General features: G+C 65.6%; 13 protein-coding genes and 1 pseudogene. 11 read left to right on the forward strand and 3 right to left on the reverse strand.

The window, feature by feature from the left end; translation table 11 throughout:
* Positions 1 to 7: 7 nt before the first annotated feature.
* The gene (locus tag IEY07_RS09660) at positions 8 to 484 is read right to left on the reverse strand and encodes a glutathione peroxidase (RefSeq protein WP_188895003.1); all 477 of its coding nucleotides are present in this window, start codon (positions 482 to 484) and stop codon (positions 8 to 10) included.
* 128 nt (positions 485 to 612) lie between these two features.
* Between IEY07_RS09660 and IEY07_RS09665 the strand changes: the two genes are divergently transcribed.
* From IEY07_RS09665 to IEY07_RS09695, 7 genes are all read left to right on the forward strand, one after another.
* Positions 613 to 1,245: an ATP-dependent Clp protease proteolytic subunit gene (locus tag IEY07_RS09665; protein WP_188895409.1), complete on the forward strand. Its 633-nt coding sequence runs from the start codon at positions 613 to 615 to the stop codon at positions 1,243 to 1,245.
* 19 nt (positions 1,246 to 1,264) lie between these two features.
* Positions 1,265 to 1,954, forward strand: a complete 690-nt coding sequence (locus IEY07_RS09670) for an ATP-dependent Clp protease proteolytic subunit (RefSeq protein ID WP_188895005.1) — start codon at positions 1,265 to 1,267, stop codon at positions 1,952 to 1,954.
* A gap of 84 nt (positions 1,955 to 2,038) precedes the next feature.
* Positions 2,039 to 3,334 (forward strand): ATP-dependent Clp protease ATP-binding subunit ClpX, encoded by a 1,296-nt coding sequence (gene clpX, locus IEY07_RS09675; protein ID WP_188895007.1) that lies wholly within the window; start codon positions 2,039 to 2,041, stop codon positions 3,332 to 3,334.
* A 289-nt stretch (positions 3,335 to 3,623) separates the two neighbouring features.
* Positions 3,624 to 4,616: an ABC transporter permease gene (locus IEY07_RS09680; protein WP_229669902.1), complete on the forward strand. Its 993-nt coding sequence runs from the start codon at positions 3,624 to 3,626 to the stop codon at positions 4,614 to 4,616.
* Positions 4,613 to 5,551 carry a carbohydrate ABC transporter permease gene (locus tag IEY07_RS09685; protein WP_188895009.1) on the forward strand — a complete coding sequence of 313 codons (939 nt, stop codon included), beginning with the start codon at positions 4,613 to 4,615 and terminating at the stop codon, positions 5,549 to 5,551. The genes IEY07_RS09680 and IEY07_RS09685 overlap by 4 nt, the downstream gene beginning before the upstream one ends.
* Before the next feature lie 81 nt (positions 5,552 to 5,632).
* Positions 5,633 to 7,303 (forward strand): type 2 periplasmic-binding domain-containing protein, encoded by a 1,671-nt coding sequence (locus tag IEY07_RS09690; protein WP_188895011.1) that lies wholly within the window; start codon positions 5,633 to 5,635, stop codon positions 7,301 to 7,303.
* Positions 7,303 to 9,111 carry a DUF2264 domain-containing protein gene (locus IEY07_RS09695; RefSeq protein WP_268239204.1) on the forward strand — a complete coding sequence of 603 codons (1,809 nt, stop codon included), beginning with the start codon at positions 7,303 to 7,305 and terminating at the stop codon, positions 9,109 to 9,111. Before IEY07_RS09690 ends, IEY07_RS09695 begins: the two co-directional genes overlap by 1 nt.
* Before the next feature lie 1,225 nt (positions 9,112 to 10,336).
* Here the strand turns inward: IEY07_RS09695 and IEY07_RS24915 are convergent.
* Positions 10,337 to 10,504, reverse strand: a pseudogene (locus tag IEY07_RS24915) (DapH/DapD/GlmU-related protein); the annotation flags it as partial.
* 624 nt (positions 10,505 to 11,128) lie between these two features.
* Here IEY07_RS24915 and IEY07_RS09705 point away from each other — a divergent pair.
* The 4 genes from IEY07_RS09705 (at position 11,129) to IEY07_RS09720 (ending at position 16,438) form a co-directional block, all read left to right on the forward strand.
* Positions 11,129 to 12,832, forward strand: coding sequence for an ABC transporter ATP-binding protein (locus IEY07_RS09705; protein ID WP_188895013.1), 1,704 nt, complete (start codon positions 11,129 to 11,131; stop codon positions 12,830 to 12,832).
* Between the two features lie 79 nt (positions 12,833 to 12,911).
* Positions 12,912 to 14,582 (forward strand): ABC transporter substrate-binding protein, encoded by a 1,671-nt coding sequence (locus tag IEY07_RS09710; RefSeq protein WP_188895014.1) that lies wholly within the window; start codon positions 12,912 to 12,914, stop codon positions 14,580 to 14,582.
* A 12-nt stretch (positions 14,583 to 14,594) separates the two neighbouring features.
* Positions 14,595 to 15,542, forward strand: coding sequence for an ABC transporter permease (locus tag IEY07_RS09715; protein ID WP_188895015.1), 948 nt, complete (start codon positions 14,595 to 14,597; stop codon positions 15,540 to 15,542).
* 2 nt (positions 15,543 to 15,544) lie between these two features.
* Positions 15,545 to 16,438 (forward strand): ABC transporter permease, encoded by an 894-nt coding sequence (locus IEY07_RS09720; RefSeq protein WP_188895016.1) that lies wholly within the window; start codon positions 15,545 to 15,547, stop codon positions 16,436 to 16,438.
* Here IEY07_RS09720 and IEY07_RS09725 read toward each other — a convergent pair.
* Positions 16,425 to 17,264, reverse strand: a complete 840-nt coding sequence (locus tag IEY07_RS09725; protein WP_188895017.1) for an AraC family transcriptional regulator — start codon at positions 17,262 to 17,264, stop codon at positions 16,425 to 16,427. The genes IEY07_RS09720 and IEY07_RS09725 overlap by 14 nt on opposite strands.
* Between the last annotated feature and the right edge of the window lie 22 nt (positions 17,265 to 17,286).

Below are 17,286 nucleotides of genomic sequence, written 5' to 3' on the forward strand. Positions count from 1 at the left end.
GGATCGGTCAGTGCAGCGCCTTCTCCAGGTCCCCGGTCAGCTCCTCGGGCTTGACCTGCGGGGAGTAGCGCTGGAGCAGTTCGCCGTCGCGATTGAGAAGGAACTTGGCGAAGTTCCACTCGATGTCCGGGCCGTTCTCGCCGGGGATGGTCGAGGTCAGCCACTGGTAGAGCGGGTGGGCGCGCTCGCCGTTGACCTCGATCTTGGCGAACATCGGGAAGCTGACGCCGTAGTTGAGCTCGCAGAAGTCGGCGATCTCGGCCTCGGTGCCCGGCTCCTGATGGCCGAACTGGTCGCACGGGAAGCCGAGGATCTCCAGCCCGGAGTCGGCATAGGTCTCGTACAGGGTTTGCAGCCCTGCGTACTGCGGGGTCAGCCCGCATTGTGAAGCGGTATTGACGACCAGGACCACTTTGCCCTGGTATGCACCGAGGTCGACCGGATCGCCGGTGATCTTGGTCGCGACGAAATCAGAGAGCGCCATTGCCTCAATCTACGCCGTGCACCCCGCGGTGGGCGCCGCGCCCTCCGCCCTGAGCGAACAGCACCCGGACAGCCTCAGTTTCTCGTCCGCCGGACGGTAGGTTCGCAACCGTGAATGCACTACCGCATCTGTCCCAAGAGGCTGGGCCTTCCGAGGTCCGTTCCGCCGCCCGCAGCGGCGGATTCGGGCTGGACGACAACGTCTACCAGTCGCTGCTGGCCAACCGCATCATCTTCCTGGGGTCCGAGGTCAAGGACGAGAACTCCAACGCGATCTGCGCGCAGATGCTGCTGTTGAACGCCGAGGATCCCAATAAGGACATCTGGCTCTACATCAACTCCCCGGGCGGCTCGGTCGACTCGGGCATGGCGATCTACGACACCATGCAGTGGATCTCCAACGACGTCGCCACCGTCGCGATGGGCCTGGCCGCGTCGATGGGGCAGTTCCTGCTCTGTGCCGGCGCCAAGGGCAAGCGCTACGCGCTGCCGCACAGCCGGATCATGATGCACCAGCCGTCGGGCGGCCTGGGTGGCACCGCCAGCGACATCAAGATCCAGGCCGAGCAGTCGCTGCACATCAAGTCGGTGATGCAGAACTTGATCGCCGAGCACACCGGCCAGACGCTGGCCCAGGTCGAGGCCGACTCGGACCGCGACCGCTGGTTCACTGCCGAGCAGGCCCAGCAGTACGGCTTCATCGACCACGTCTTCACCTCGGCCAGCCAGATCCAGGCGACCGCCGATTCCCCGACCAAGTGACCAGTAAGGAGCACCTTCGATGACTCAATCGATTACCGGCTTGAGTGCGCCTCCTGCTGGCCTGCCGAGCTCAGTGACCAACCCGTCGTACTCCCCGCGGATGGATTACTACATCCCGCAGTGGGAGGAGCGCACCTCCTACGGGATGCGGCGCATCGACCCCTACACCAAGCTGTTCGAGGACCGCATCATCTTCCTCGGCACGCCGATCTCCGACGACATCGCCAATGCGGTGATGGCCCAGCTGCTCTGCCTGCAGTCGATGGACGCCGATCGCGATATCGACATCTACATCAACTCGCCCGGTGGTTCGTTCACCGCGCTCACCGCGATCTACGACACCATGCGCTACATCAAGCCGCAGGTCCGTACGGTCTGCCTCGGCCAGGCTGCCTCGGCCGCTGCGGTGATCCTGGCGGCCGGCTCCAAGGGCAAGCGGCTCGCTCTGCCCAACAGCCGGATCCTCATCCACCAGCCGGCCACCGAGGGCGGCTACGGCCAGTCCTCGGACCTGGAGATCCAGGCCCGCGAGATCATGCGGATCCGGGAGCTGATGGAGGGCATGCTCTCTGCCGACACCGGTCGCGACATCAGTGAGATCAGCAAGGACATCGAGCGAGACAAGTATCTGACGGCCGAGGAGGCCAAGGAGTACGGCATCATCGACGACGTCCTGACGTCGCTGAAGGATGTCCAAGCAGCCGCGTGACGGCCGACGGCCGGTAAATCCTGTCGAAGCGGGATCGGCCGGGTTAGTCTGAAGAACTCGTACGACGAAGGTTGAGGAGCACCCATGGCGCGGATCGGTGAGAGCGGTGACCTGTTGAAATGCTCGTTCTGCGGAAAGAGTCAGAAGCAGGTCAAGAAGCTCATCGCGGGTCCCGGCGTCTACATCTGTGACGAGTGCATCGATCTCTGTAACGAGATCCTCGAGGAGGAGTTCTCCGAGAGCGCGGATGCCCGGACGCTGGACGAGCTGCCCAAGCCGCAGCAGATCCGCCAGTTCCTCGACCAGTACGTGATCGGCCAGGACAGCGCCAAGCGCGCCCTGGCCGTGGCCGTCTACAACCACTACAAGCGGGTGCAGGCGGCACAGGCGACGTCGAACACGGCCAGGCGGGCCGAGGACGACGGGGTCGAGCTGGGCAAGTCCAACATCCTGCTGATCGGTCCGACCGGCAGCGGTAAGACCTACCTGGCCCAGACGCTGGCCAAGATGCTCAACGTGCCGTTCGCGATCGCCGACGCCACCGCGCTGACCGAGGCCGGCTATGTCGGTGAGGATGTGGAGAACATCCTGCTCAAGCTGATCCAGGCCGCCGACTTCGACGTCAAGAAGGCCGAGACGGGCATCATCTACATCGACGAGATCGACAAGATCGCCCGCAAGGGGGAGAATCCGTCGATCACCCGCGATGTGTCCGGTGAGGGTGTCCAGCAGGCGCTGCTGAAGATCCTCGAGGGCACCACCGCGAGCGTGCCGCCGCAGGGCGGCCGCAAGCATCCTCACCAGGACTTCATCCAGATCGACACCGCCAACGTGCTCTTCATCGTCGGCGGTGCGTTCGCCGGCTTGGACCACATCATCGACGCCCGGGTCGGCAAGCGGCCGCTGGGCTTCAACAACGACATCGAATCGCGCAAGCCGGTGTCGAACGACCCCTTCGCCGACGTCCGGCCGGAGGACCTGGTCAAATTCGGCCTGATCCCTGAATTCATCGGCCGGCTGCCGATGATCTCCAGCGTCAGCCCGCTCGACCGGGACGCGTTGATCCGGATCCTGGTCGAGCCGAAGAACGCGCTCACCCGGCAGTTCAAGAAGCTCTTCGAGATCGACGGCGTCGATCTGGAGTTCACCGACGAGGCGATCGAAGCCATCGCCGACCTGGCGCTGCTGCGAGGGACCGGTGCCCGCGGTCTGCGCGCCATCCTCGAGGAAGTGCTCCTCAATGTCATGTACGACGTCCCGTCCCGCGACGACGTCGCCCAGGTGATCATCACCGAGGAGGTCGTCAAAGACTCGGTGCTGCCGACCCTGGTGCCGCGGGACAAGCTGCCCAAGCGCGAGCGCCGCGAGAAGTCGGCCTGAGGTTTCCCCGCAAAGTTTCTGCACAGAGCCCGAGCGGCAGCAGCTGATCGTCCCCGATCCGGTGCTGCCGCTCGGGTTTTCTGCTGCGCCGCGCAGCTGAGGCGGCAGCCCGATCGAGGATCGCAACGACTCGCCCGGCAATTTACGGAAAACCCTTGCCAAACGCGTCCGCGACAGCCATCGTAGTGCCCGCGTTACCGATTAGCTTCGGCGTGTGTCGTTGGGCCCCGGTGATGGTGGGGCTTGTGTTGTCGGGAATGGGATCACCTACAAAGGGGCAGGTGTTGACGTGAGCCAGAGCAGTCTGACCCGCCCGGTCGGGGAAGCGGTTACCACCGCATCCTCTGCTGAGGCCGCCAAGGGCCACCGCCACGGGACCCGCTTGCAGCGGTTGTCCCGGGACAAGCTGCTGATCGGGATCGGGCTGCCCGGCGCCATCGCGCTGGTGCTTTTCCAATATGTTCCGCTGCTGGGCAACGTGATCGCCTTCCAGAACTACCAGCCCTATCTCGGCATCACCGAGGCGCCGTTCATCGGGCTGCAGAATTTCTCCTTCCTGTGGGGCGGCAATCCGACCTTCTACAACGCGCTGCTCAACACCTTGATCCTGACGATCATCCAGACCGTCCTGGTGTTCCCGGTGCCGTTGGTGCTGGCCCTGCTGCTGAGCAGCCTGGCCGGGGAGCGGCTGAAGCGACTGCTGCAGTCGATCCTCTACATGCCGCACTTCCTCAGCTGGGTGATCGTGGTCGCGCTCTTCCAGCAGATGCTGGGCAACGCCGGCATGCTGAACACCTTCCTGATCCAGCACGGGTTGCCGCAGTTCCACATCATCGGCGTGCCGGACCTGTTCCGGGTGCTGATCACCACCCAGGCGATCTGGAAGGATGCCGGCTGGGGCACGATCATCTTCCTGGCGGCGATCTCCCAGATCGACCAGGAGCAGTACGAGGCTGCAGCGGTCGACGGTGCGAACTCCTGGCGCCGGCTGTGGCACATCACGCTGCCGTCGCTGAAGGGCCTGTTCATCCTGCTGTTGATCCTGCGGCTGGGCAACAGCCTCAATGTCGGCTTCGAGCAGATCATCCTGCAGCAGGGCCCGGTCGGCCTGCAGGCCAGCGAAGTGCTGGACACCTGGGTCTTCAACAACGGCATCATCGGCGGCAACTGGGGCATGGCGGCCGGCGTCGGCCTGGTCAAGATGGTCGTCGGCATCGGCCTGGTGATCGGCGCGAACAAGCTGGCCCATATCTTCGGTGAGCGAGGTGTGTACGAGAAATGACGACCCTCGAGCAAGCCGCGGCGGAGGGCACCCGGACCAGGACGTCCAAGCGCCCGGTCTGGATGGAGCGGCCCAACCCGATCCTCCAGGTGATCAAATTCATCGCGTTGTTGATCTCCGCGGTGTTGGTGATCCTGCCGTTCTGGTCGGTGCTGGCGACCTCGTTCGCCGACCGGCAGACGCTGAACAACGCGGCCGGCGGCATGGTGATGTGGCCCGGCAGGACGCTGTCGCTCGACGCGTACAAGGCCGTGCTGTCCGGTGGGGTCGTGACGCGGGCGCTGGTGATCTCGATCGGGATCACCTTCGTCGGGACGATCCTGTCGCTGGCGGCGACCGCCGGTCTGGCCTACTGGCTGTCCCGGTCCCGGTCGTTCGCCGCGAAGCCGATCCTGCTGCTGGTCCTGGGCGCTGTGCTGTTCAGTCCCGGCCTGATCCCCAGCTATCTGCTGGTCAAGCAGTTGAACCTGCTCGACAACTGGTGGTCGCTGATCCTTCCGGTGTTGGTCAACGCCTTCAACGTGATCGTGATGCGTGCCTTCTTCCAGGAACTTCCCGCCGAGCTCTTCGAGTCCGCTGCGATCGACGGCGCCTCGAGCCTGACGATCCTGACCAGGATCGTGTTGCCGCTGTCCAAGGCCGTGCTGGCCGTGATCGGGCTCTTCTATGCAGTCGCCTACTGGAACGCGTTCTTCAATGCGCTGATCTACATCCAGACCGCCGACAAATGGCCGATGGCGCTGGTGCTGCGCACCTACGTCGTCAACCAGACCAGCATCGGCGGCGAGGACATCGGCAGTTCCGCAGGACTGCCGCCGCAACTCTCGATGGAGATGGCGATCCTGGTGATCGCGATCCTGCCGATCATGATCGTCTACCCCTTCATCCAGAAGCACTTCGCCAAGGGCGTCATGATCGGCGCCGTCAAGGGCTGATCGTCAAGGACTGATCGGAGCACTCTCACCGATCAGCATCATCAAGATCAACAACGATGTGATCACCAAGGAGGTCCGGCAATGACGGCCGAGATTCGCAACACCCCCGTATTCACCCGCCGCCGGCTGCTGGCGGGCGCCGGCGGCCTGGCCGCGATGGCCGGCGCCACCAGTCTGGTCGGCTGCAGCAACGGTTCCAGCTCGGCGACCGACAACGCCAGCGTCAACTCCGCGGTCAAGCTGCCGACCTACGTCCCCTACACCGGACTGAAGCCGGACCTGCCCGGCACGGCGCAGGGTGTAGACAATGCCTTCCGTAACTTCCCGAAGGACAATCCGCAGTCGGTCAAGGAGAAGCCCGGTGACGGGAGCACGATCACCGGGATGGCGATCATCTACTACGCTGTTCCGCCGGGCCCCGACAAGAACAGCTACTGGAAGGGCCTCAACGATCGGATGAACGTTGACCTCCAGCTGCAGATGGTGGGCAACGCCGACTACGCCACCAAGTTCCCGACCGTGATCGCCGGCAACAATCTGCCGGACCTGACGATGATGCAGGTGGTCGCGAACTTCCCGTCCTTGCTGGACAAGCAGTTCCAGCCGCTGGACGAATTCCTCAGTGGCGATGCGATCAAGGACTACCCGAATCTGGCGAATCTGCCGACCGCCTCGTGGAAGTCGACCATCTACAACGGCCACATCTACGGAATCCCGATCCCGCGCGGTCTGGTTGGCGGCTACAACTTCCTGCGGGCCGACCTGTTCGAGGAGAAGGGCCTGCCGACCAGCCCCAAGGGTTACGACGAGTTGCTGCGGGTCTGCAAGGAGCTGACCGATCCCAAGCAGCGGCGCTGGGCCTTCAGTCTGAACACCCAGCCGGCCAACCTGCTGGCCATGATCAACGACGAGCCGAACGGCTGGCGTGAGAATGGCGGAAAGCTGACCAACCGCTACGAGTCCCAGGAATACAAGCAGTCGGTCAACGACATGATCACCATGTGGAAGGCCGGGGTCATGCACCCCAACTCCTTCGACCCGGCCCAGCCGTTCAAGAATCTCTTCAACGCCGGGACGGCAGCGATCAACGCCATGGACGGTTATCCCGGCTGGGCACAGTACCGGTCGGACAACTCGTCCAACCCGAAGTTCAAGCTCGGCCTGATGGAGGTCTACAACCGGGATGGCTCCAAGCTCGCCCCGTGGCACCTCGGCTCCGGCGTCTTCGGTACCGGGCCCTTCACGGCGATGAAGAAGACCAGTGACAAGAACCGCGTCAAGATGATCCTGCGGGTGCTCAACTACCTGGCCGCACCATTCGGCACCGAGGAGTACCTCTACCGCCTCTACGGCGCCGAGGGTGTCGATCACAAGACCAACTCCACTGGTGACCCGGTGCTGACCAAGACCGGTCAGGCCAACACGGTGATTCCGATCCGCTACCTGGCCGATGCGCCGTACACGCTTTACCAGCCGGGATTCCCCAAGGATGCCGATGTCCAGCACGATTACCAGGCGACCGAGGTGCCGACCGGCATCATGAACCCGACCGTCGGTCTGTTCTCCAACTCGGCGGCCACGGTCAATGCCACCGCGGACAAGAACTTCAACGACGGTGTCAACGACATCGTCCAGGGGCGCAAGCCGTTCTCGGACCTGGACGGACTGATCTCCACCTGGAAGTCGGCAGCCGGCGACGCGATGCGCAAGGAATACCAGGACCAGCTCCAGAAGAACGGTGGGCCGAAGTAATTCCGACAACCACACCGGATCCGTCGGCGCCGTACACGGGATGGGGGAGACCCGAGCTCGAGGCGTTCGCGGATCGTACGCTGCTGGCCCTGCGCCCGTGGGCGACTCCCGGACACGCCCGTTTCGATCTGCCCGGCCCGGCTTCCCGGGCCGGGCAGGTCAGCGACGGCCTGGAGGCTTTCGCCCGGTCCTTCCTGGCTGCGGGTTTCCGGCTCTCCGCGGCGACCGAGGATCCCCGTGATCATGCCGGCTGGTACGCCGCCGGCCTGGTCGCGGGAACCGATCCGACCTCGCCCGAACGCTGGCCCGGACTGCCCGACATTGCCCAGGTGCGGGTCGAAGCGGCGGCGATCGCGATCGCCTTGCACGAAAGCCGTTCCTGGATCTGGGACCGACTGTCCACCGACGAGCAGCACAAGATCATCGACTGGCTCGCGCACAGTGCAGAGGTCAGCTACGGCGACAACAACTGGAAGTGGTTCGCCAATGTCACCCAGGCCTTCCTGCGCTCGGTCGGAGGCCCGTACGACGAGAAGTTGATCAACTCCAACATCGAGTTGCTGGACTCCTGGCATCTGGGCGATGTGGACGGCCGGGGCGGCTGGTACAACGATGGAGCTCACGGCAGCATCGACTGGTACAACGGCTGGGTGATGCACCTCTTCGCGCTCTGGTACTGCCGGATGTCCGAGGGGCTGCCCGGGATCGCCGAGCTCCAGGAACGCTACCGATCCCGGTTGCGGGACTACCTGTCCCAGGCCGCCTGGTTGTTCGGATCCGGCTCCGCACCGCTCTACCAGGGCCGGTCGCTGATCTACCGCTACGCGACGGCCGGCGCACCATGGGCCGGGGTGATCTTCGATGCCGATCCCTGGACTCCGGGAACCATGCGCCGACTGGCCGTCGGATGCGTCCGGCACTTCGCCGACCGCGGTGCCTTCACCGAGAACGGCCTGCTCACCATGGGCTGGTTGGGTCGCTACGAGCCGATGCGCCAGCCATATTCGGGACCCGGGTCGCCCTACTGGTCGAGCCTCGGGCTGGCCGGTCTCGTGCTCGGGCCGCAGCATCCCATCTGGAGCACGCCGGAACAGCCGTTGCCGATCGAGTCAGGGGACATCCGGGAGCCGATCGCTCCCGCCGGCTGGCTGGTCTCCGGGACGCAGCACGACGGCATCGTCCGGGTGATCAATCACGGTGTCGATCACTCGGCCAGCCACGACGATCAGGAAGACCCGCTGTACGGCCGGCTGGCCTACTCGACCGTCACCGCGCCTGCGGCGCTGGCCCCGGGCACGTTGGCCGACAACCAGGTGGTATTGACGGATGCTGCCGGGACATCGACACAACGCCGCAGTTTCGTCAACCTCCTGACGTCCCGTCGGATCGCCGGCAGCGCGTGGGGTCCGATCACCTGCACCTCGGTGGCTCATGGGCCGATCGAGGTGCGCATCGTGCGAGTGTCGTCGGTCAAGGATCACGATCTTGACGGTCTCGAATTGCAGGTGTCCGGATTCGCGATCCCGGAACGGCCGGTGCCGGGTGCCTGCGCCGGACTACGCTCCGACGTACGCATCCTGCTCGGCACCGGCGAGTGCGGTTCGGTCGAGCATGATCACGACAATCCGTTCGGATCGAGGCTGCTGATCAACCACGCCCGGTTCGGCCTGCTGAAGCCCGGTGAGCCGTACACCGTCGGGATCAGCCTGGCCACCGATGATCAAGAACCGGCCTGGCCGACGGTCGTCCAGCAGGGTGAGGGAGTCGAGATCACCTGGCCGGACGGGACGATCGACCTGGTCTCCTAGCGGTCCCTGAGCTTGTCGAACGGGCCCTGAGCTTGTCGAAGGGTTACAGGCTGAGCGCCGGCTCCGGCCGGTGGACGCCGCGCGGGCGATAGCCCAGCTCGGAGGCGATTCCGACGGTGTCGGCCAGCAGCCACAGGATCGCCAACCACATCTCGGTTCCCTGCAGGCCCGGAGTGGTCGCCACCGCCGAGGTCGCGTTCGCGCTGGGGGCCTGGAAGCCGAATCCCTGACCATCGGTCCAGTGCCCGAGAGCGTTGTCCAGGAGCGATCCGGCGACCCTGGTCACGTCGTCGTGGCGATAGTCGGTCTGCCGGCCGGCGAGCCACAGCGGGTGGATGACGTCCAACACATTGCAGGCGTTCTGCCGCTCCGGTGCGAAGTAGCGCTGGGTGCGGACATGGGCCAGGACGGTGTCGATCACCCGCTCCGGATACGGCAGCGGCAGCCCGAACTGGGCGTACGTGCCGCGGGAGGCCCGGTAGAAGCCGTTCACGACCTGCAACATGTCGCCGCCATCGGTCGGCCCGTCCGGCCGGCCCCACATGCCGGTACGGGGATCGGAGTGGGTCAGCATCCAGCCGTAGAGCGCGTCGGTCGCGCCGACCGCACCGGACTTGTCGCGGGGCAGGTTCCAGCGCAGCGCTGTCCCGACGGCGTCGATCATCGCTCCACTGTGCCAGGCCCGGCCGTGCCAGGGCAGATTGTCGAGCATGGTCACGAGATCCTCGGGACGGACATCGGCGTACGCGGTGATCGGCTCGGCGAATCCGCTGCCCAGCAGATCGAGGGCGTAGCCGACGCAGAGCACGTGGTACGCGCTGCCGTGGTCGTCGAGACCGCCGAAATCGGTGTCGCCGGGGTGATAACCACGCGGTGCGGGTCCCGGCGTGCCGTCCAGCTCGATCTCCGTCAGCAGGCCTGTACGTCGATCCTGAAGATCACGAAGCCAGGCGGCCTGTTCATCGGCCGGCAGTTGGTCCGGAGCCCTGCCCAGCAACAGATCGGCGATCTCGATCGCGTCGCACTGGGCGCGTACATTGACCGCGGCGCCCGGCTTGTCGGCGAACTTGCCACGATCGGCGACCCAGGAGCGGGCCAGGATCTCGTCCGCCTGCGAACGGGCGCGATCGGCGAAGTCCTTGAGCCTGCCGGCAAGATCACCGGATCCCTGAGCTTGTCGAAGGGCTTCGGATGCGCCAACCCCAGCACCCGGTGTGGGCGGCACCCGCCACTTGATCACTCGCGCGGGATTGCCGCCGACCACGGCACCAGCCGGTACGTCCTTGGTCACGACAGCACCGGCGGCCAGCATCGCCTTGTCGCCGATGGTCACGCCGTCGACGATCACCACATGCGAGCCGATCCAGACATCGGAGCCGATCGTGACCCCTTTGCTGTTGGTCGGTTGCCGGAAGACCTCGACATCGGGATCGGTCATGGTGTGGTTGAAGCCGAGGATCGACGTGTGGGCGCCGATCCGGACCGCGTCACCCATCGTGATCTTGCCGCGCACCACGGTGTAGACGTTGATCGTGCAGTCGCGGCCGGCCCGGACCTCGCCGGAGAGATAGGCATGGCCGGCGATGTAGCTGCGGTCGCCGAGCTCAAGAACGTCGTTCTGGACGGCGGACTGATCGCTGACGAAGACGCGATCGCCGAAAGCCCAGCCTGGGTTGTCCGCCAGCAATTGCTTCTGGTGACCGAGTTGTCGCTGCTGCTCGGCCTCGTCGGCCTGCGACCAGAAGCGCCACGGGGAGTAATCGAAGACAGAGGGTTGGTTGCCGTCGTTGGCTGTCACGGTATCCACCCTAGAACACCGCGGTGATCATGATCACCGGGTTACCTGCCTGCTGACCGACGGCGGGGCATGTTAATTCCATGTTTCCGGCTCGTTGCCGTTGAGAACCATCCCGATCGATTGTCTTGATGTGTTCTGATCGTTACTGCTTCAATCCCAGACAGCCAGCCTGTTTCGCCCCGTTCAGTAACCACCCCCTGCACACCGACGGAGGCCGCCATGAGGGATCCAGATCTCGCGCCCGCGACATCCGACTCATCGCCTGTCCTCGCGGTCCGTGATCTTGCGGTGTCCTTTCGCACCGACCACGGCACGGTCGACGCTCTGCGCGAAGTCAGCTTCGAGGTCGCGCCCGGTGAGATCCTGGCGATCGTCGGTGAATCGGGGTCGGGCAAGACCGTCGCGACCCGGGCGGCCATGCGGTTGTTGCCCCCGAACGCGGTTGTCAGCGGTCAGATCCGGTTGGCCGGCGGTGCGGACGTCCTCGAGATGACCGATCGCGAGCTTCGGTCGGTCCGCGGCGCCACCGCGTCGATGATCTTCCAGGAGCCGTCGGCCGCCCTCGATCCGGTCTACCGGGTCGGCGACCAGATCTGCGAGGGAATCCGGATCCATCGCGCGGTGAGCCGCAGCCAGGCCAGGGCGCGGGCAGTCGAGCTGCTGGAGGCGGTCGGCATCGGCGAGCCCGCTGCGAAGGCGAGAGCCTTTCCGCACCAGCTCTCCGGTGGCCAGAAACAGCGCGTGATGATCGCCATGGCGCTGGCGCTGGAGCCGGAGTTGATCATCGCGGACGAACCGACGACCGCTTTGGATGTCACGGTCCAGGCCGGGATCCTGTCGCTGCTGCGATCGCTGCGGGATCGGGCCGGAACGGCTACCGTGCTGATCACCCACAACATGGGCGTGGTCGCCGGCCTCGCCGACCGGGTCGTGGTCATGCAGAACGGCTCGATCGTCGAGACCGGTCCGGTGAACCAGGTGCTGCTGAGTCCCCGGCACCCCTACACCCGGCAGTTGTTGCAGGCCGTACCGAGTCTGGCTCGCGTCGAGGACTCTGATCAGGCACCCGTACGCGAACCGCGCAAGGATCTGGCTCTCGACGTCGTGAATCTGAACGTGGAATATCGGTCGGGCCTGGGACGTCCACCGTTGCGAGCCGTACGAGACATCTCCTTGCGGGTCGGCGTCGGCGAGCTGGTGGGCCTGGTCGGCGAATCGGGCTCGGGCAAGTCGACCCTGGGACTGTCGGTGGCGGGGCTGATCCGCCCGGTCAGCGGTTCGATCCGACTGCTCGGCCGGGACATGGCGACGATCCGTGGGCGCCGGCTGGACCAGATGCGCCGGGAGATCGGGATGGTCTTCCAGGACCCGCGCGCCTCGCTGAATCCGCGGATGACCATCGCCGAGGGGATCAGCGAGCCCATGATCATCCACCGGGTGGGCACGAAGGCCGAGCGCACGGCCCGCGTGATCGAGATGATGGAACGGGTCCAACTCGATCCCGGCTTCCGGCATCGCTATCCCCATGAGCTTTCCGGCGGCCAGCGCCAACGGGTCAGTCTGGCTCGCGCCCTGATCCTGCACCCGAAGCTGTTGATCGCCGACGAGCCGACCTCGGCGCTGGACGTCTCGGTGCAGGCCCGCATCCTGGAGTTGATCCGTGATCTGCAGGAGCAGCTCCGGTTCGGGTGCCTATTCATCAGCCATGACCTCGCGGTGGTCGGCGAGCTCGCCGCCAGGACGCTGGTGATGCGATCCGGGCAGCTCGTCGAGGAGGGCCCCACCCGTGAGGTCCTCGTGCACCCGCAGCATCCTTACACCCGGGAGCTGGTGGCCGCAGTGCCCGTCCCCGATCCGGTCGCCCAGCGTCGTCGTCGGGAGCTGGCCGAGGAGGCCGGTGATCTCTCCCTCGCCGGCACCTGAACCGAACACCCAGCACCGCCGGAAACCCCCGCATCTGCTGAAGATCTCAGCACCATCATCGTCAATGAAGGGCATCCCCATGTCTGATTCCCTGTCACCCAACAGGTCGCACTTGCTCCGCGGCCGCAAGTCGCTGATCCTCCTGGCGGCGAGCGCCCTGTGCGCGGTCGTGGCGGCATGCTCGCCGGTCCAGCCGAGCTCGTCCGGCGGGGGAGCGGCGGCCTCGCCCGGCGCCGGCCCCTCGTCTTCGGGGTTGGCAGCCAACTACGGGCCTACCGCGCCGCCAGCACCGGGAACGGTCAAGAAGGGCGGCACCCTCACCTTCGGACTGTCGGCCCAGGGCGACGCACTCGACCCGACGACGACGGGCGCCCTGGTCAACAAGCAGATCTTCGCGTCGATGTGCGAATCGCTCTATCGGCTGGGCGGCGACGGCAGCATCAACCCGCAGCTGGCCACCGCACTGCCCAAGATCACCGATGGTGGCAAGACCTACACGATCCCGCTGCGGGCCGACGCCAAATTCGCCGACGGCACGCCTTTCAACGCCGCCGCGATGATCACGACCTGGAAGCGCGATCTCACCGATCCCGAGTCGGGCCGCAAGTCGGAGATGGGCCCGATCGCCTCGATGAAGGCGGTGGACGATCACACGGTCCAGGTCAAGTTCTCCAGCCCGTTCGCCCCGTTCAGCTCGGTCCTGACCGACCGGGCCGGTATCCCCGAAAGCCCCAAGGCTCTGAAGGAACTGGGCTACGACAAGTTCAGCACGCACCCGACCTGCGTCGGGCCGTACAAATTCCAGAGTCAGGTCGCCAACACCTCGGTCACCCTGGTCAAGGACCCGAACTACTACGACGCATCCAAGGTCAACTTCGACAAGATCATCTACCGGATCATCCCGGATTCGAGCGTCCGGGCCCAGGACCTCAAGGCCGGGTCGATCCAGGTCACCGATTCGCTGGCGTCAACCAGCATGGCCTCGATCAAGTCCGACTCCTCGATCAAGGTGCTGACCGCTCCGTCGATGGGATACGCGTCGTTGCGGATCAACCTCAAGGGCGACACACCGATCGCCAAGAGCAAGCTGCTCCGGCAGGCGCTGTCGCTGGCGATCGACCGGCCGACGATCATGAAAGCCCTCTACGGGCCGTACGCCACTCCGACCTGCAGTCCGATCTCCGACGCCAGCCCGTACGCGACCAAGCAGTCCCAGGCTTGCCCCGCCTACAATGTCGCCAAGGCCGAGCAGTTGATCAAGCAGGCGGGGGTCAGCACCCCGGTCAAGATCACCGTCAAGACCAGCAACACCTCAGACTCGCTGCAATTCGCCCAGGCGCTCCAGTCCTCGGTCAAGGCTGCCGGTTTCGACATGAAAATCGAACCGGTCGAATTCGCAACCTTGCTGGACGACATGGACAATCACAAGTTCGAAGCGGGCATCCTGAGCTGGTCCGGCCGGCCGGACCCGGACGGCAACCTGAGGGCCGAGATGGCGACCAACGGCACCGGCAACGACTCCGGATACTCCAACCCGCAGGTCGACAAGTTGCTCGACGACGCCGTACACGTCACCGACACGGCCCAACGGGCCAAGATCTACGGAAAGATGATCGCCATCCTGAACACCGACCTGCCCTACATCTACCTGGACCGCAGTCAGATCCTCGTGGGCTACAAGGGACTGTCCGGAGTGTTCATCGATCCCGTCGGCGTCGTGCATCTGGCCTACGCCGGAACGACCGCCTAGGACCGGTGGCGGATGCTGAGACGCTTCCTGATCAAATTCGGACAGGGCCTGCTGACAGTCTTCCTGGCCTCGATCGTCGTATTCCTGGCGATCCGAGCCCTGCCCGGTGATCCGGCGGAGACGATGGCAGGCGAAGATCAGAACCCGGCGGTGATCGCCGCGATCCGCGCCAAGCTCGGTCTGGACAAGCCGATGCCGGAGCAATACCTGCTCTACATGTGGCACGCTCTGCACGGCGACTTCGGGACATCGATCAGCAGCCGGGTGCCGGTCTCGACCCTGCTCGGGCAGACGCTCCCGGTGACGCTGCAACTGACTGTCCTGACCATGGTCTGCGGTGGCATCGTCGGAATGCTGATGGGATCGGTGGGCGCCTACTGGCGCGGTCAGTGGCCGGAGTGGCTGTCCAGTGTGCTGTCTCTGGTCGGACTCTCGGTACCGCACTTCTGGCTGGCGATGCTGGCGATCATCTATGTCGGCACGACCATGCACCTGTTCCCGGTGTCGGGTTACACGCCGTTGCGCGAGAGCCTCGGCGCAAACATCGGGCACCTGATCGTCCCGGCATTGATCCTCGGTTCTGCGCTGGCGGCGGTGCTGATGCGCCAGACCCGGGCCAACATGCTCGACGCCTTCGGTGCCGAATACATCCTCGCGGTGCGTGCCAAGGGTGCATCGGAGTCCCGGGTGGTGATCGGCCACGCGCTGCGCAACAGCCTGGTCGTCGCGGTGACCATCCTCGGCCTGGAGTTGGGCGGACTGCTGTCCGGCGCGGCCGTGATCGAACAGATCTTCGGCCTGCCGGGGATCGGGAGGTTGGCGATCAACGCGGTCTTCTCCCGCGATTATCCGGTGGTGCAGGGCGTGGTGCTGGTCGTCGCCGTCTCCTATGTGGCGATCAGCCTGCTGATCGACGTTCTCTACACGGTGCTCGACCCGCGGATCAGGGTAGGAGGTTGATCATGGTCGCTGCTGCCACGGCACGGGTCGGATCGACGCCGGTCAAGGAGGCCACCCCCTGGCGTCGGTTCCGTCGCCGGATGATCAGGAACAGATTCGGGATGGGCGCGCTGCTCGTGCTGTTCGTCCTCGTCCTGGCGGGCGTGCTGTCGCCGATCGTCGCCCCGCACCCACCGGGCGACGCCAACTTCGCCACGGTCTTCCAGCGCCCGGGCACCGTCGGCTATGTCCTGGGCACCGACAATCTCGGCCGCGACATCCTGTCCCGGGTGCTGTACGGGATCCGTGCCTCCTTGGAGGTCGGCGTGCTGGCGGTGCTGATCGCCTTCGTGGTCGGAGTGCCGGCGGGTCTGCTGGCGGGGGCCTTCAGGACTGCGGACGTGATCGCCTCCCGCGGCACCGACCTGCTGCTGGCCTTCCCGTTCCTGATCATGGCGATCGGTGTGGCCGCGATCCTCGGACCGTCGCTGATGATCGCCGCAGTGGCGATCGGCATCGGGGCGGTGCCGTCGATCCTTCGGGTGATGAGGGTCGAGACCGCCCGCATCATCAGCCTGGACTATGTCACGGCGGCTCGTGCCCAGGGGGCCGGAACGCTGCGCATCCTCAGCCATTACGTGCTGCCGAACGCCGCCTCGTCCCTGATCGTCCGGGCGACGGTGATCATGCCCGGTGCGATCCTGGGCGAGTCGACGCTTTCGTTTCTGGGGTTGGGTATCCAGCCGCCGATGCCCAGCCTGGGCGGGATGCTCGCCGATGCCCAGCAGTACGCCGAACAGGCCCCGTGGATGGCGGTGGTCCCCGGCGCGGCGATCGTGCTGATCTGCTTGTCCTTCAACACCCTCGGCGATGCGCTCCGGGACGCACTCGACGTGCAGGTCGTCAGCCGCGACTGACGGTCCCGGCGGAGGACTGGTACCGGGCGGGAGTGGTGTTGATCATCCGTCGCAGATGCCGGGACAGGTGTGACTGGTCGTAGAAGCCGGAGCCGACGGCGGCATCGGCGATCGGCATGCCGTCCAGCAATAGGCGGCGGGCCAGCTCCACCCGGCGTCCGACCAGATAGCGGTGCGGCGGCAGACCGAAGCCGGCGGTGAACGCCCTGATCAAATAGGTCGGTGCCACACCGAAGTCCGCCGCCGCTCGTTCGAGATCGACCCCGTCGACCAGGTGCTGGTCCAGCAGGTCCCGCAGTTTGCGCGCCACAGGCCGGTCCGAACGACGTCCATCGGGTGCCGGGCGTCGACTGCCCAGATGGTCACGCAGTCTTTCGAGGATCAAGGTCAACCGGGACTGGGATTCCACTTCGTTCCCGGGCTCGGCCAGCGTCGCGTGCAGCTGGGCGACCCGATGACGCAACAGCGGATCGATCAGGTCAGGGTTGTCCACCGCCGCGCCGATCAGGCCGGTGTCGATCATGGACGAGTCCAGATAGATCACCCGCTTGCGGAAGCCGCCCTGGCGTGCCGACCGGCCGTCGTGGGCGACGCCGGGCGGCAACAGCGAGACGGTCGGCTCCAGCGTCCCGTGCTCGCGCCGGTCGAGGTCGTAGCGGACCGCTCCGGCGTCCACGATCAGCACGGTCCAGTCCTGGTGGACGTGAGCGGGATAGGCGTGATCGGTGAAGCGGGCATGGAACACCTCTTTCACGCCGGGCACAGCAGGCCGCCAGGCCCGGACCGAGGTGGGACCGGAGCCGTATGCCTCCGCATGCCCGCTCACCCTTCCACCGTAGCGTCCCGGC

Source organism: Microlunatus endophyticus, from assembly GCF_014646195.1.
Lineage (GTDB): Bacteria > Actinomycetota > Actinomycetes > Propionibacteriales > Propionibacteriaceae > Microlunatus > Microlunatus endophyticus.

Coding starts and splice junctions, on each gene's coding strand:
- IEY07_RS09660 (WP_188895003.1), bottom strand. CDS start 484: ATGGCGCTCTCTGATTTCGTCGCGACCAAGATCACCGGCGATCCGGTC.
- IEY07_RS09670 (WP_188895005.1), top strand. CDS start 1,265: ATGACTCAATCGATTACCGGCTTGAGTGCGCCTCCTGCTGGCCTGCCG.
- clpX (WP_188895007.1), top strand. CDS start 2,039: ATGGCGCGGATCGGTGAGAGCGGTGACCTGTTGAAATGCTCGTTCTGC.
- IEY07_RS09685 (WP_188895009.1), top strand. CDS start 4,613: ATGACGACCCTCGAGCAAGCCGCGGCGGAGGGCACCCGGACCAGGACG.
- IEY07_RS09690 (WP_188895011.1), top strand. CDS start 5,633: ATGACGGCCGAGATTCGCAACACCCCCGTATTCACCCGCCGCCGGCTG.
- IEY07_RS09705 (WP_188895013.1), top strand. CDS start 11,129: ATGAGGGATCCAGATCTCGCGCCCGCGACATCCGACTCATCGCCTGTC.
- IEY07_RS09710 (WP_188895014.1), top strand. CDS start 12,912: ATGTCTGATTCCCTGTCACCCAACAGGTCGCACTTGCTCCGCGGCCGC.
- IEY07_RS09715 (WP_188895015.1), top strand. CDS start 14,595: ATGCTGAGACGCTTCCTGATCAAATTCGGACAGGGCCTGCTGACAGTC.
- IEY07_RS09720 (WP_188895016.1), top strand. CDS start 15,545: ATGGTCGCTGCTGCCACGGCACGGGTCGGATCGACGCCGGTCAAGGAG.